The organism is Halarchaeum rubridurum (genome assembly GCF_014647115.1).
GTDB lineage: Archaea > Halobacteriota > Halobacteria > Halobacteriales > Halobacteriaceae > Halarchaeum > Halarchaeum rubridurum.
Window position 1 is genome coordinate 137450 of sequence record NZ_BMOO01000002.1, and the last position, 14722, is coordinate 152171.

At 74.3% G+C, this 14722-nt stretch carries 12 protein-coding genes; 5 read left to right on the plus strand and 7 right to left on the minus strand.

All coding sequences use genetic code 11. The features are described 5' to 3' along the window. Positions 1–9 precede the first annotated feature (9 nt). From IEX84_RS04180 to IEX84_RS04190, 3 genes are all read left to right on the plus strand, one after another. Positions 10–309 carry a DUF7526 family protein gene (locus tag IEX84_RS04180; RefSeq protein ID WP_188870144.1) on the plus strand — a complete coding sequence of 100 codons (300 nt, stop codon included), beginning with the start codon at positions 10–12 and terminating at the stop codon, positions 307–309. A 43-nt stretch (positions 310–352) separates the two neighbouring features. Continuing rightward, positions 353–1423 (plus strand): 2,3-butanediol dehydrogenase, encoded by a 1071-nt coding sequence (locus IEX84_RS04185; RefSeq protein WP_188870145.1) that lies wholly within the window; start codon positions 353–355, stop codon positions 1421–1423. 71 nt (positions 1424–1494) lie between these two features. Further along, positions 1495–2220, plus strand: coding sequence for a fumarylacetoacetate hydrolase family protein (locus IEX84_RS04190; RefSeq protein ID WP_188870147.1), 726 nt, complete (start codon positions 1495–1497; stop codon positions 2218–2220). 24 nt (positions 2221–2244) lie between these two features. Here the strand turns inward: IEX84_RS04190 and IEX84_RS04195 are convergent, their stop codons facing one another. From IEX84_RS04195 to IEX84_RS04205, 3 genes are all read right to left on the minus strand, one after another. Further along, positions 2245–3153 (minus strand): AEC family transporter, encoded by a 909-nt coding sequence (locus IEX84_RS04195; protein WP_188870149.1) that lies wholly within the window; start codon positions 3151–3153, stop codon positions 2245–2247. A 189-nt stretch (positions 3154–3342) separates the two neighbouring features. Beyond that, a complete protein-coding gene (locus IEX84_RS04200) occupies positions 3343–4542 on the minus strand; it encodes an ABC transporter substrate-binding protein (RefSeq protein ID WP_188870151.1) in 1200 nt (399 codons plus the stop codon). Between the two features lie 45 nt (positions 4543–4587). Then, positions 4588–5232 carry an FAD-dependent oxidoreductase gene (locus IEX84_RS04205; protein WP_188870153.1) on the minus strand — a complete coding sequence of 215 codons (645 nt, stop codon included), beginning with the start codon at positions 5230–5232 and terminating at the stop codon, positions 4588–4590. A gap of 178 nt (positions 5233–5410) precedes the next feature. Between IEX84_RS04205 and IEX84_RS04210 the strand changes: the two genes are divergently transcribed. Beyond that, positions 5411–7300 (plus strand): sensor histidine kinase, encoded by a 1890-nt coding sequence (locus tag IEX84_RS04210; protein ID WP_188870155.1) that lies wholly within the window; start codon positions 5411–5413, stop codon positions 7298–7300. Here IEX84_RS04210 and IEX84_RS04215 read toward each other — a convergent pair. Genes IEX84_RS04215 through IEX84_RS04230 form a run of 4 tightly spaced genes read right to left on the minus strand, consistent with a single transcriptional unit; the run spans position 7297 to position 13435 of the window. After that, positions 7297–8178 carry a DUF1616 domain-containing protein gene (locus IEX84_RS04215; protein ID WP_188870157.1) on the minus strand — a complete coding sequence of 294 codons (882 nt, stop codon included), beginning with the start codon at positions 8176–8178 and terminating at the stop codon, positions 7297–7299. The genes IEX84_RS04210 and IEX84_RS04215 overlap by 4 nt on opposite strands. A gap of 48 nt (positions 8179–8226) precedes the next feature. Then, the gene (locus IEX84_RS04220; RefSeq protein WP_209590323.1) at positions 8227–8892 is read right to left on the minus strand and encodes an ABC transporter ATP-binding protein; all 666 of its coding nucleotides are present in this window, start codon (positions 8890–8892) and stop codon (positions 8227–8229) included. Next, entirely contained in the window at positions 8889–10541 is a 1653-nt protein-coding gene (locus IEX84_RS04225) for a hypothetical protein (RefSeq protein ID WP_188870159.1), read from the minus strand. The genes IEX84_RS04220 and IEX84_RS04225 overlap by 4 nt, the downstream gene beginning before the upstream one ends. After that, positions 10538–13435, minus strand: coding sequence for an ABC transporter permease (locus tag IEX84_RS04230; protein WP_188870161.1), 2898 nt, complete (start codon positions 13433–13435; stop codon positions 10538–10540). Before IEX84_RS04230 ends, IEX84_RS04225 begins: the two co-directional genes overlap by 4 nt. A 153-nt stretch (positions 13436–13588) precedes the next feature. On the opposite strand from IEX84_RS04230, the gene IEX84_RS04235 reads away from it, so the two are divergent. Then, the gene (locus IEX84_RS04235; protein ID WP_188870163.1) at positions 13589–14698 is read left to right on the plus strand and encodes a glycosyltransferase; all 1110 of its coding nucleotides are present in this window, start codon (positions 13589–13591) and stop codon (positions 14696–14698) included. Positions 14699–14722: the final 24 nt, after the last annotated feature.

Consider the following 14722-nt stretch of genomic DNA (forward strand, 5'->3'; position numbering starts at 1 on the left):
CGCCCGACGATGGCAGAGACGACACCCGAGACGGTCACGGGAACGGTCATCCACGCCGTCCCCCCGGACGACCGCGACGACCACGACCTCGACCCCGCGCTCGCCGAGCGCGCCGACGGCCGCTACATCGTCGTCTGTCGCCGCGGCGGCTCGCCCTCCCTGCTCGGGCGCGTCTGGTCGCTCCTCCGCGGCGGCTCCATCGACGCGATCACCGTCGTCACGGCCGAGGCGTACGAGGAGGGCGACCGTCTCGACGTCACGGCGGTGCCCACCGGAATCGAGGGCGTCTACGACGCGACCGAGGCCTGAATCGACGCCCACCGTTTAGTGGCGGCGCGCCGAAGCACCACCCATGCGTGCCGCTGTGTACCACGGCCGGGAGGACGTTCGCGTCGAGGAGATCGAGGAGCCGACGGTCGGCGACGGCGACGTGCTGGTGGACGTCGCGGCCTGCGGCATCTGCGGGTCCGACCTCCACGAGTACGCCGCCGGCCCGATAACCGTGCCGGACGCGGAGCCACACCCGGTCACGGGCGAGCGCGCGCCGCTCCCGATGGGACACGAGTTCGGCGGGAGGGTCGCGGCCGTCGGGAGCGACGTCACCGACGTCGCGGTCGGGGACACGGTCGCGGTCAACCCCGTCCTCTACTGCGGCGACTGTCGCTACTGCACGGGCGGGAACTACCACCTCTGCGAGTCGCTGGGCTTCGTCGGGCTCTCCGGGAACGGGGGCGGCTTCGCCGAGCAGGTCGCCGTCCCGCGGGAGAAGGTCGTCGCGTTCCCCGACTCCGTCCCCGCCGAGCACGCCGCGCTCGTCGAACCGTTCAGCGTCGGCCTCCACGCCGTCCGGAACGCCGACTTCGAGGCGGGCGACGACGTCGCCGTGTTCGGCGCGGGCCCCATCGGGCTCACGGTCGTCCAAGCCGCCGTCGCGGCCGGCGCGCGGACCGTCTACGCCGTCGAGCCGCAGGAGACGCGCCGAGACCTCGCCGGCGAGGTCGGCGCGGACGTCACGCTCGACCCGAGCGCGATGGACGCGCTCGACGCCCTCCTCAACGCGACGGACGGCGGCGTCGACGCGACGTTCGAGGTCGCGGGCATCGAGGCGACCGTCCGGGACGCCATCGCCGCCGCGAAACACGACGGCTCCGTGACCGTCGTCAGCCTCTTCGAGGAGGACGTCGCCCTCGACCCGAACGAGATCGTCCTCGGCGAGCGCTCCGTCGGCGGGTCGGCCGCGTACGAGGCCGGACCGCGCGGCGGCGTCGAGTTCGACGCCGTCCCCGACATGTTCGCGGACGGGACGCTCGACCCCGAACCCCTCGTCAGCGACCGGATAGCGCTCGACGACGTCGTCGCCGCGGGGTTCGAGGCGCTCCTCGACCCCGAGCGCGACGCCGTGAAGGTCCTCGTCGAGCCGTGAGGAGGGTGAGGTGAGGGGGGTAAGGTCACCGCGGAGCGAGCGTTCTTGTGGCTGGTCGCACAACGGCCGATATGCGACTCGCTCGCGCGCGAACGGCGGACGGCATCGTGACCGGGACGTACGACGACGGCGTCCTCGAAACCGAGAGCGACGCGTACGACCTCACCGGCGACGACGCGACGGTGCTCGCGCCGACGGAGCCCTCCGCGCTCTACTGCGTCGGGCGGAACTACGCGGCGACGCTCGACCAGATGGACTACGAGCGCCCCGAGGAGCCGGACTTCTTCATCAAGCCGCCGGCGGCCGTGCTCGCCCCCGAACGGCCGATTCCCTACCCGTCGTTCTCCGAGGAGGTCACGTACGCGGGTGAACTCGCCGCCGTCATCGACGAGCGATGCCGGGACGTCGCCGAGACGAACGTGGACGACGTCGTTCGGGGGTACACCATCATGAACGACGTGGACGCCCTCGACCAGCCGGGACGCACCGCGCGCAAGGCCTTCGACGGCTCCGGCCCGCTCGGGCCGTGGATCGAGACCGACCTCGACCCCGCCGGCGTCGAGATGCACACCGAAATCAACGGCGAGGAGCGCCAGCGCTCCGACACCGACCACATGCTCTTCTCGCCCCGGGAAGTCGTCTCCTTCCTCTCGGAGCGTTTCACCCTCCGGCCGGGCGACGTCGTCGCGTTCGGGAGCCCGGCGAACCCCGGCCTGATCGAGCCCGGCGACGAGGTCGAAATCACCTACGAGGGCGTCGGCACCCTGCGGAACACGGTCGCCGCGCCGAAGCAGTAGTGAGGGCGGGCCCCGCGAAGACGCTCACAGGACGAACTGGAGGAGGGCGAAGACGGCGAGGAGGGCGCTGACGGTGGTGGCGAAGACGTTCGCGGAGGCGAGGCGGGTGTCGCCGCCGAGCTGGGTCGCGTAGATGAACGTCGAGATGGCGGTCGGCATGGCGAGCATGACGACGCCGGTCCGCACGGCGAGGGGGTCGCGCACGAGGAGCGAGAAGACGCCGAAGGCGAGCAGCGGCATGCAGGCGACCTTGAGCGCGACGACGGCACCGACGGTCGGGACGTCGATACCGTCGGGGTCGAGGGAGAGCGAGGCCGCGACGGAGAGGAGCGCGGCGGGGAGGGCGAGGTCCGAGAGCCACCCGAGGGCGGTCGCGGCGACGCCGGGGACGGGGAGGTCGAGCGCGGCGAAGCCGAGGCCGACGACGAGCGTGACGATGACGGGGTTGCGCGCGATGCCGAGGAGTTCGTCGCGGAGGTCGGCCTCAGCGTCGTTTATCGTCATGAGGACGAGGACGGTGAGCGGAATCTGGACGAGCGCGCCGACGCCGAGGAGGATGCTCGCCTTCGCGGCGGCGGCCGCGCCGAGCGTGATGGTGACGATGGGGAGGCCGAGGAACCCGAAGTTGCTGTGGTACGACTGGACGATGGCGACGCTGCGCTTCGCGGGCGCATCGACGCGCCGGTGGATGACCCACGCGACGAGGGCGACGGCGAGTTCGACGAGGACGAACGCGGCGATCATGCGCGGCGAGAAGACCTCGGCGAGGTCCGTCGTCGCGGTGGAGTCGAAGACGAGCGCGGGGAGCGCGACGTAGAAGGCGAATCGCGTCAGGTAGTCCGCGCGCGTGGCCGTGAGGAGGCCGAGGCGGCGGGCGACGAGTCCGGCGCCGAGGAGGCCGAACATGTAGAGGAGGTTGGAGGCCAGCGACACGTCGGGACGATGGGGTCGCGGGTGCTTTCGCGTTTCGGATGCGAGGCGGGGGTGTGGCGTCGTGCGGCGCGGTGGGACGGCGCGGGCGGTTGTGGCGTCGTGCGGCGCGGTGGGACGGCGCGGGCGGTTGTGGCGTCGTGCGGCGCGGTGGGACGGCGCGGGCGGTTGTGGCGTCGTGCGGCGCGGGCGTCAGTTCCCGGCGACGATGTCGGCGACGCGCCCGCGGTCGAAGAGCTGTTCGTCGGCGGGAATAGCGGGGTAGGGTTCGCCGTCGGTGTAGCCCGGCCACTCGCCGAAGACGTCCGGGTAGAGCTGTTTGGCCGTCATCTCGATCTGGAAGAGGTTCATGAGGGGGCCCTGATAGCGCATCCCCTGCGCGTAGACGCGGTCGTTTTGCACGGCGGAGAGGTCGCTGCCGACGGGGTGCGAGCGGAGCCGTTCGCGGACGTCCGCCATGTCGTAACGCGAGGTCATCCCCCAGAGGTGGAGGATGACGTCGGGGTCGGCCTCGGCCATCGTCTCGTAGCCGACGGAGCCCCAGAGGCCGTCCCACTCCGCGTCGCCGAAGGCGTCCGTGGCGGCGAGCGGCCGGGTGTCGGCGAGCCAGAAGCCCGGGCGGTTGAGGTGGTAGGTCCAGAACTGGCCGTCGCCAAGGGTGACGCGGACGGCGGTGGGGCGTTCCCCCTCGGGCGGGAGGTTCGCCTCGATGTGGTCGATGAGGTCGGCGTGGACGGCGTTCAACTGCTCGAAACGCGCGCGCTCCCGGAAGACCTCGGCGACGCGCCCGAAGAGCTCCCAGAGCGTGTAGTACTCGTAGGCGTCGGCGTAGGCCTCGGGGGGCGCGTTGTGCGTGCCGCTGTAGAAGTTGCCGAAGAACGGCCCGACGTTCTCGACGACGTCGTCGACGTCGGCACGGCTCCAGTTCTGCTGCGTGCTCGCCCACGCGGGCCCGAGGAGGTGGACGTCGCTGTCGAGTTTGTAGAAGAACTCCTTCGTGAAGTTGTCGTAGGGGTTCGGGAGGCCCTCCCAGTCGAAGGCGACGCCGTCGAGGCGCTCGTAGTAGTAGTTCATCGTCGTCCCGGACATCTCGGGGACGAACAGCGAGTTGACGGCGTCGCCGTGGCCGAGCGCGACGAGCATGTCCGCGTACTGCGGGTACATCGTGAAGACGTTCTCCGGCACCTCGTCGAACTCGACCTCGCCGACGGGCGCGATGCTCGCCGTGTACGAGTCGCTCGTCGTCGTAGTGGACCTCTCAGTACTCGTGCCGGTCGTCTCGTCGGTGTCGTCGCCACTCCCGCCCGTACAGCCGGCGACGAGGGCGCTCCCGACGGCGCCCGCGCCGGCGAGGTACGCGCGACGCGTCCTGCGTGGCGTGCGGTCTCCCATGTTTTAGGTAAGCCTAAACGAACGCTTAACGCTTCCGGGTTCGGCTCAGGCCGGCCCGAAGCTCTCGATGGCGGCCTCCGTGGGGTCGCGCCCGGCGTCTTCGAGGAGCGCCCGCACCTCGGCGACGAAGTCGTCGAAGCCGAAGACGTAGACGGCGGGCGTCGGGACGGGGAGGTAGTCGCCGTCGAGGGCGGCGAGGTCGTCAAGGCTGTCGACGACGGCGACGGTCGCGCCGGCGTCGGCGAGCGCGTCGAGGCGCGCGCCGTGGGGCGGTGCCTCGCCCCGGTAGACGACGGTTGCGTCGTGACCGCTCTCGACCGCGCGCTCGGCGACGCCGACCGCGGGACCGATGCCCGGCCCGGCGGCGTAGACGGCGACGTCGCCCTCCCCGCGGTACTCGACGTTCCCGAGGGGGCCGTCTATCTCGACCTCGTCGCCCACCTCGCGTTCCGCGAGCCACGTCCCGAGCGATTCGTCCGGGGACTCGTCCTCGGGGTAGCCGACGGTGATCTCGAACGTCTCGGCCACCGCCGGCGACGAAATCGTGTAGTAGCCGGCGTCGTCGTCGCCGGGGCGACGGACGAGGACGAACTGACCGGGGGCGGCGTCGAACGACCCCGGAGCGTCGAGTTCGATGGCGACCGTCTGCGGGCCGACGTCGGCGACGGCCGCGACCGTGAGCGTTGGCATGGGTCGCGGTAGGGTCGAACGTGGGATAAACGACGCGTCTCGGGCGAGACCAGCCGCGGGGGTGACTGTGGCGTCGACGGTCGACGTCCGGACGCCACGGGCGGGCCGTCGTGGCCCCTCGGACGGCCAATACTGTTGCCCGTCAGGCTTTTACCGACATATCTGGATAATCAGGCTAGTGAAACCGACACCGGGTGAGGGCTGGCTCGCCGCCTCCACCCTCCGGCGACGGGCGGCCGTCCTCGCCGTCGCCGCCCTCGGCGTCGTCCTGCTCGGCCCCCCGCTCTTCGACGTCTGGGACGACTGGACGAACCCGCCGTTCAAACCGCTCTGGACGACCCTCATCGAAAACGGCATCGGCGTCGTCCTCGCCGGCACGCTGGCCGCGGGGGGCGTCTGGCTCTCCCGACAGGACTGGGAGGACGAGTACGTCTACGGGGCCGCGGAGTGGGTCATCGCCATCGTCGTCGGCCACGCCGTCGTCATGGGGTGGATACTCTTCGTGCAGGTCTACCTCCAGGGCGACCTCAAACCGTACGTCATCGCCATGGACGGCATCGTCCTGAGCGCGGACGTCGCGCTCGGCGTCGGCATCTACAACGCCCGGAGCAAGCGCAACCGGGACCGCCTCGAAGCCGAGCGCGACCGGCTCTCCGCGCTCTACGAGAACAGCAGCGACCCCATCGCCACCGTCCGGTTCAACGGCGACGCGGCCGTCGAAGCCGCCAACGACGCCTTCCGCGAGCGCCTCGACGCGAGCGCCGACGACATCCTCGCCGACGCCCCGCGCGACCTGCGCGCCGCGGCCGTCCGCGAGCACGGCATCGACGGGACGCTGGAGTACGACTGGGACGCCGGCGACGGCCGGGACTACCGCGTCAACGTGACGCCCGTCGACGCCGACGACGAGGACGTCCGCGTCCACCTCCGCATTGCCGACATCACGGAGCAGACCGAGTTGGCGCGCGAGGCCGAGGCGCGCGAACGCCTCGAACACCTCCACCGCGTCGCCTCCGACCTCGCCACGGTCGACACCGTCGACTCCGCGTACGAGCGGACGCTCAACGCCCTCCGCTCCGCGGTCGCGTTCGACGAGGCGTGCGTCGTCGTCGACGGCGAGGTCGTCGCCGGCCGCGACGCCGGGACGTGGCTCGACCGCGAGAGCATCGAGCGCGTCCAGACCGGGGCCGTCCCCTCGGACGGCGGGGCGATCACGCGCACCGTCGAGGACGGCCGAACGGTCCTCACCGTCCCCGTCGGCGACGACGCCGTCCTCCAGGCGGGCGTGGACGAACCGTCGCTGCGCGACTCGCAGATCACCGCCGCCGAACTCCTCGGGACGCACCTCCGCGAGACCCGCCAGCGCCTCGACCGCGAGGAGCGCCTGCGCGACCAGCGCGAGCGCCTCGAACTCCTCAACCGGACGTTCCGCCACGACCTGATGAACGACGCGAACGTCATCGACGCCCGCGCGTCCCTCCTGGAGGAGTTCGTGGACGACGAGGGCGAGGCGTACCTCGAAACGGTCGAGGAGCGCGCCGACGAGATGAGCGAGCGTATCGAGACGATGCGCTCGCTGATGAAGGCCGTCGAGGGCGAGGACCACGACCTCACGCCGAAACCCGCCGCGGAGGTGCTGAAGTCGCAGGTGGACGACGCCCGCGAGACCTACCGGGGCGCGGCCTTCGAGGTCGACACCCCGCTCCCCGCGGTCGACGTCCTCGCCGACGACCTGCTCGCCGACGTCTTCCAGAACCTCCTCGCCAACGCCGTCGAGCACAACACGGCCGACGCCCCGCACGTCCGCGTGAGCGCCGAACGCGACGGCGACGACCTCCTCGTCACCGTCGCCGACAACGGTTCGGGGGTCGCCCCGGAGCGGCGCGACGCCGTCTTCGACCTCGGCGAGAAGGGCGAGGCGAGCAACGGGACGGGAATCGGCCTCAACATCTGCCGGCGTATCGTCGACTCGTACGGGGGGGACATCACGGTCGCCGACGCGGACGCCGACGCGGACGACCTCGGCGGCGCGGCCTTCACCGTCCGTCTCCCGGTCGCGGACGACTAGTCGACCCAGACGTGCGTCTCGTGGTCGGCGTTCGCCGCGGTCGGCGACGCCGGCGCGTCGCCCTCGGAGAGCAGGGCGACGACCCGCGTTCGCCCGGGCCCGTCCGCGACCTTGATGGCCTCGTGGCGCGTCGCGCCCGCGGGCACCGTGAACCGCTCCCGGAGCCGTTCGTCCCGCGAGAGCACGCGCGTCGCGTTCCCGGCGGCGACGCGCTGACGCTGGACGACGAGCGTGTACGTCGCCGCCGACGTCCCGTAGTTCGTGACGCCGACGCGCACCGTCTCGTTCACCCCCGGGTCGGCCGCGACGCGCTCCCCGTCCGGGGTCGTGAGCGAGAGCGACGCGCCGCCCGTCGCGGGCGTGAGCACCGCGTGCCCGACACTCGCCGCGGCGAGCACCACCAGCGCGACGAACGCGACGTCGAGCGCGCCCCACGAACGGGACGTGCTACCTACGTCGGGGGAGCGTGCCGAGGAGTCGGCGGGCGCGTCCGCGTCCGCCTCCGGACGTGTCGACTCGCCCGCGACGCGGCGGCGGGCGGCGACGGCGGCCGCGAGGTACGTCACGGCGGTCAGCGCGACGGCGAGCGGGAGCGCGCCGAACGGTATCGCGGTCATCGAGAGGAGGAGCCCGCAGAGCGGCGTGAGGACGGCGCTCGCGGCGACGGCGAGCGCGAGGTGGGTCGCGTCCGCGCGGCGGTCGGGGAGGAGCGCGGCGACGACCGCGTAGCCCGGGGCGAGGAGGGCGAGCGCGAGACCGAGCGGGACGCGGAGCGCGCCGCCGAGAGGTGAGAGGAGGACGACCGCGTCGGCGAGGAGCCCCAGCGCGACGACGGCGAGGAGGTCGCGCGGCATGCGACGGGCGGCGCGAAGCGGCATACGTGCCCGACAGAGCCCGTACGCGCAAGTGCGTTGCGCTCCGCCGCGTCAGTCGCGCGCGAGCGTCCCGTCCCGGAGGACGTAGCGGTCGTCGAAGCGCTCGGCGAGCCGTGGGTCGTGGCTCACGACGAGCAGCGCGGTGTCGAAGTCGTCCCGGACCGCGTCGAGCGTCTCCAGCACGGCGTCGGTCGTGGCGGGGTCGAGCTGGCCCGTCGGTTCGTCCGCGAGGACGACGCTCGGGCGGTTGGCGAGCGCGCGGGCGATGGCGACGCGCTGGCGCTCGCCGCCGGAGAGCGCGGGCGGGCGACGCGACGCGAGGTCCGCGATCCCGAGGCGCTCGAAGAGGGTGTCGAGCCACGCCTCGTCGGTCGCGCCCGCGTGCTCCTGCGGGACGCGCGCGTTCTCGTAGGCAGTGAGGTCGTCGAGGAGCCGGAAGGACTGGAAGACGAAGCCGAGGTGGTCGCGCCTGAGTGCCGCGCGCTCGCGCTCGGGGAGCGCCGTCGCGTCCCGGCCGCGCACGCGGAGCGTCCCCGAATCCGGGGTCGTCAACAGCCCGAGCACCTCGAACAGCGTCGATTTGCCCGCGCCGCTCGCCCCGCGGACGAGCGTTCGGGCGTCCGCCGGGACGCGAAGCGAGAGCCCGTCGAGAATCGCCCGGCCGCCGCGCGTCAGCGTCAGGTCGCGGGCGTCGAGCACGGGTGGCGCGTCGCTCACGGCGACACCCCGGCGCGACACGTCCCCGGTGCCCAGCGGACGACGGCGCGGTCCGTGCCGCCGTCGTAGACGACGCTCCCGTTCATCAGCCACGCCTCGTACGCGGAGCGGTTTAGCCGGACCGGTCCGGTCGCCGTCGGGGCGCCGACGGTCGTCCACGCGTCGCGGGCGACGGTCGGGCAGTCGGGCGGTGGGGCGTCGCCCCGGAGCCACGCCGTCACGGGCGCGCGCGTCACGTTCGCCGCGCGGTAGTTGTCCGCGACGAGCGCGACGTGGTCGTCGGCGGCCCACGTCCCGTCGAGGTGCGTCGTGGCGAACGTCGCGGCGTCGAACGTCCCGGGCTCGGTGATGGGCTCGAAGGGGAAGGCCTGTAAGCCGAGGAACGGGAGCGGCGCGGAGACGAGGAGCGCGAGGACGACACCACAGGCGGCGACGCGGCCGAGACGCGGGCGGCGGTGGACGAGCGCGGCCAGCCCCGCGGCCGCGGCGACGAGCACGCCGAGGTGGAAGAACCCCGTCGCGCGGACGACGAGGTCGAGGTAGCGCGGCGTGCTCCCGGCGGTGAGCCCGAAGCCGAGCGCGGCGAGTGGCCCGAGGACGACGGCGAGAACGGCGATGCCGCGGTCGGTGGCGAGGCGCGGCACGCCGAGCGCGGCGGCGGCGAGCACGGCGAGGAGCGGGAGCGTGAGACAGAGGAGGAGCGTCGAGGTCGTCGCGCGAGCGGGGTAGAGCGCGACGAGCGCGTTCGCGGCGAGGAGGGCGAGCCCGCCGGCGAACGCGGCGAGCGGGACGGCGCGCTGGACGCGCGGGCCGCTCGCGTCGAGCCAGCGCGCGAGGGCGACGACGAACACGAGCCACGCGGCGAACAGCCCGAGAGAGGCGACGGCGGTGTCGGCCTTCGGGAGGTCGACGGCCTCGTAGTAGCCGAGGGTGAGCGCCCAGAAGGCGACGACGCCGAGCGCACCGGCCGCGAATCGGCGGCGGGTCGGTCGGCGCGCGAGCGCGAGCGCGGCGACGGTCGTCAAGACGAGGCCGGCGACGAGCGCGCTGAGGTTGTGCGCGACGGGCATCGCCGCGCCCGCGGCGACGGCGAGCGCGACCCAGCGTCGCCGGCCGGTGACGTGCGCGCGGCCGAGCGCGAGGACGAGGACGGCGAGGAGCGCGAGGCCGTACACCTCGCCGCTGACCGACATCGTGCGGAAGAGAGAGGGACCCTCGACGGCGAGCCCGAGGCCGGCGAACGCCGCCGCGGCACGGCCGTGCGCGTCGGGGAGGTCGGCGGTGAGGTCGCGGACGAAGACGACGGCGACGAAGGACGGGACGACGGCGAGGCAGGCGACGACGGCCTGCGCGACGAAGAGGGGGTCGACGCCGGTGAGTTCGCTCGCGGCGGCGAGCAGCGTCACGAAGAGGTACTGGTCGGCCGCGGGGGCGGCGGCCGCGGCGGGGTCGAGCGGGACGCCGCCGGCCGCGAGGAGCCGCTCCGCGCTGCTGGCGAAGACGAACGCGTCCGTATTGTACGGGAGCGCCGAGACGTGGAGCGAGGAGAGGCGCGCGGCGAGCCCGACGGCGACGACGGCCGCGAGGAGGGGGACGTCGGGGCGCCCGCTCGTCTCGGCCGCGGAGCCGTCGGTATCGGCGTCGATCATCGGTCACCTCCGAAGAGCTGCGAGGGGTCGCGGCGCGCGTCCCGAACGGCGACCGCGCCGGCACCGACGAGCGCGAGCGCGAACGTCCCGGCGGCGACGGGGACGACGGTCCAGAGGGGGACGCTCGGCGCGACCCGGACGCCGAACGCGGTCAACAGCCCGGCCCACGAGAGCGCGCGGAGCGCCAGCCACGCGAGGACGACGCCGGCGACGGTCGCCGGGAGCGCGATGCGCGCGGCGTCGGCGAGCACCGTCCGCACGACCCAGCGTGGGGCCGCGCCGAGCGCGCGGTGGACGCCGAGGTCGCGCCGGCGCGCCTGCACGGCGTCCGCGAACGTGGCGACGACGCTCCCGACGGTCATCAGGACGCCGAGGCCGAGGAGAGTCGCCAGCACCAACCCGAGGTTCCCGAAGGCCCGCGCGAGAATCCCGCCGGTCCCGACGCCGCCCGCGTCGCGGCCGCTCGCCGCGAGCGCGTTCGCCAGCCGCGCGTCGCCGGTCACCCGATAGCGCGCGCGCGCCGTCGCGTTCCCGACGCGCGCCGTGACGTCGTACGAACCGGGCGGCCGACGCGCGAGCGCCGCCGTCACGGTCCGTTCCGCGCCAGGGTCGAGGGCGACGGTGGTCGTCCGCTCGACGCCCGGTCCCTCGACCAGCGCGGCGCGTTCGAGCGGCGTCCGCCACGGGTTCGTGACGCGGAGGGTCGCGCGCGGCGCGCCGAAGACGCTCACGCGATCCGGCACCGTCAGGCGGACGCCGGGAGCGCGCGCCGCCCCGTCGACGACCCGGACGGTCCGCGTCGCGCTACGCTCGCCAGCCACCACCCGTAGCTCGTAGCGGCCGGGCGTCGCCGGGAGGCGCACGCGCGTCTCGCCGTCGGCGCCCGTCACGTTCGTCGCGCTCGTCCCGTTCGGGCGCGGGCCGACCGCCACGCGCGCGCCGTCGACGCGCTCGCCCGCGACGGTCCCGACCGTGACGCCGAGCGACGCGTTCGGCGGGCCGCGTTCGGGGAGCGGCGCGAGCGTCAGCGTCCCGGGCGCGACGACGCGCACGCGCCTGGTGGCACCGGCGATGCGCGCGGTGTGCGTCCCGGCCGCCGTCGCGGCGAGGTCGACGGAGACGACGCGGCGCTCGCCGGCGTCGAGCGCGACCGTCCGCGTCTCGCGCGCTCCGTCGAAGGACGCGCTGATCGTCCGAGTCGCCGCGGCGTCGCCGACGTTGCGGAGGCGCACCCGGAGCGTGACCGGTTCGCCGCGCGCGACGCGCTCGGGGGCGCTCGCACCGAGGACGGCTATCGTGCCGTTCGCGGCGCGCGCGCCGCCGTAGCGGACGACGTTCGCCGCGCCGTCGGGGACGCCCTCCAGGTGGCGGGCGAGCGGGAGCGAGACGAGGAGGTGGTCGTCGGCCGCGCCGGGCGCGTCGTAGATGCCGACGATGTCGACAGTGGCGACGGCGGAAACCGTGCTCCCGCCGAGCGCGAGCGAATCGCCGGGCGCGACGCCGAGCGTCCGCGCGAGGTCGGCACCGACGACCGCCTCGTCGCTCGCGGCCGGTGCGCGGCCGGCGACGAGGTCGGCGTCCGACACCGCACGATAGGCGTCGAAGTCGACGCCGCGCGCGGGGAACGCCCGGCCGTCGTGGGCGAGGAAGAGCAGTATCTCGGGGCTCGCGGCGACGCCGGAGCGCCGGAGTTCGTCGGCGTACGCGACCGGGACGTGGCTGTCGACGGGGTGGACCGCGCCGGGTTCGGTGACGACGCCGCCCGCGCCGCCGGTCGCGCCGAGGCTACCGAGGACGCCGCCGAGCGCGGCGACGACGAGCACGAACGCGACGAAGACGGTGAGCGTCGCCGTGGTCGGCACGACCGCCCGCGCGGGGAGGAGGGCCGGCCCGCCGGGCCAGCCGCGCGCGTCGCTCGCCGCGTCGGTGTCGTCGTCGAGCGGCGCGCCCCGGACGACGGGGCGGGCGGCGAGCGCGCCCGCGAGGGCGCCGACGCAGACGAGCGCGAGGAGGAGCGCGCCGACGAGCGCGGCGGCGCGCGCGTCGACGGTGATCGGGAGGCCGACCGGGAGGCCGAGTCGGACGGCGGCCGTCGCGGCGGCGTTCGGGGCGATGACGCCGAGCGCGTAGCCGAGTACCGCACCCGCGAGCGTCAGGAGGCCGGCGCGGGCGGCGACGAGCAGGCGAATGCGGCGCGCCGAGGCGCCCGTCGCGCGGAGGGCGACGAGCGTCGAGCGGCGCTCGCGGACGGTCATCCGCGTGACGCTGAAGGCGACGACGCCGACGAGGACGGCGACGCCGGCGCAGACGACGCCGAGCGTTTCGAGGACGCCCGCCGTCCCCGCGAGGAAGAACGCCAGCGCGCCGACGAGCGGCGCACCGCGCGGAGGGACGGCCGAATCGGCCCCCCGGACGACGAGCGCGCGGTCCGCGCCGAGGTCGCGCGCCGTCGCGGCGTCCGTGACGAGCCACCCGTCCGGGAACGGGTCGTCGACCGCCCGCTCGGCGCTCGCGCGCGTCAGCGTCGCGTCCGGGCCGGCGAGGGTGAGCGGCCCACCCGCGAGCGGGCCGGCGACGCCGTCCGGCGGGTCGAGACCGAGCGGGTTCGCCGCGGGGACGCCGACGACGGTGTGGCGTTCGCCGGCGACGCGCGCCTCGGTGAGCGGGAAGACGGCGGCGTCCGCGGGCGCGTCGGCGGGGACGTCGTTCGTGAGGACGACCGCGGCGTCGGCGCCGTGCTCGGCCGCCATCGCGGTCGCCTGCCCGGAGACGGCGAGGAGGACGAGCACCGTGCCGACGAGGAACGCCGCGGTCACGGCGACGACGAGGACGGCGAGGCGGTCCCGGACGGACCACCGCGTCAGGAGCGCGCGCCGGTAGCTCACGGCGGCCACACCCCCCGTCGTCCCGCGTCGCCGGTCATCACCCGGTGGTGGGCGACCGGGCGGCGTAAGTGCCCGGGTTCGGGACGGACGCGAAGGGCTTTCGGTGCCGCTCGTCGTGGAGTGACGACGCCGGTCCGCGAGTCGGGCCGGTCCCCACCCACCATGGCCACCGCCCGCGACCCGCGCGTCCTCCACGTGTGCAAGCACTACCACCCCACGACCGGCGGAATCGAGAACGTCGTGCGGAGCCTCGTGACCGGAATCGACGACGCCGACTTCCGCGTGCTCACCGCCCGCGAGGGGCGGGGCCGCGGCCGCGTCGACGCCGTGGACGGCGCGCGCGTCGTCCGCGCGGGGAGCCTCGGGTCCGCGCTCTCGACGCCGCTCGCGCCGGCGTTCCCGCTCCACCTCCGCCGCGAGCGCCGGTGGGCCGACGTCGTCCACTACCACCTGCCGTTCCCCGTCGGCCCCGCGAGCGCCCTGCTCGACCCGCGCGACGAGACGCCGAGCGTCGTGACCTTCCACGACGACATCGTCGGGAAGGGGCCGGCCGTCTACCCGTACGCGCCGGTGTTGCACCGCTTCCTCGACGCCGCCGACCGCCTGCTCGTCACCTCGCCGAACATGCGCGAGGAGTGCGCACGCGTTGCGCCGTATCGGGACAAGACCGATGTCGTCCCGCTCGGCATCGAGACGGACGACGTGCCGCACGGGGGGCGACGACCCGAGGGGCGAGCGCTCCTCTTCGTCGGCCGGCTCGTCCCGTTCAAGGGCGTGCGCCACCTCGTCGCGGCGATGGCGCACCTCGACGACGCGACGCTCACCGTGGTCGGCGCGGGCCCGGAGCGGGCGGCGCTTGAGGCGCGGGCGGCGGCGCGGGGCGTCGCGGACCGCGTGACGTTCGCCGGCTACGTCTCCGAGGACCGCCTCGAACGCCACTACCGGGAGGCGGACGTCTTCGTCCTCCCGTCGGTCGGCGCGAACGAGTCGTTCGGCATCGTCCAACTCGAAGCGATGGCGCACGGGCTCCCCGTCGTCAACACGGCGCTCCCCACCGGGGTGCCGTACGTCAGCGTCGACGGCGAGACGGGATACACCGTCGAACCCGGCGACCCGGCGGCCATCGCGGACGCCGCGGACGCCCTGCTCGCCGACCCCGCGCGCTACGAGCGCTTCTCGGCGAGCGCCCGCGAGCGCGTCCACGAGCGGTTCACGCGCGAGGGGATGCTGGACGCGACGGCAGCGGTCTACCGGTCGCTCGCCGAGCGGTGAGCGAGCGGGTGGGTCGATGACCGG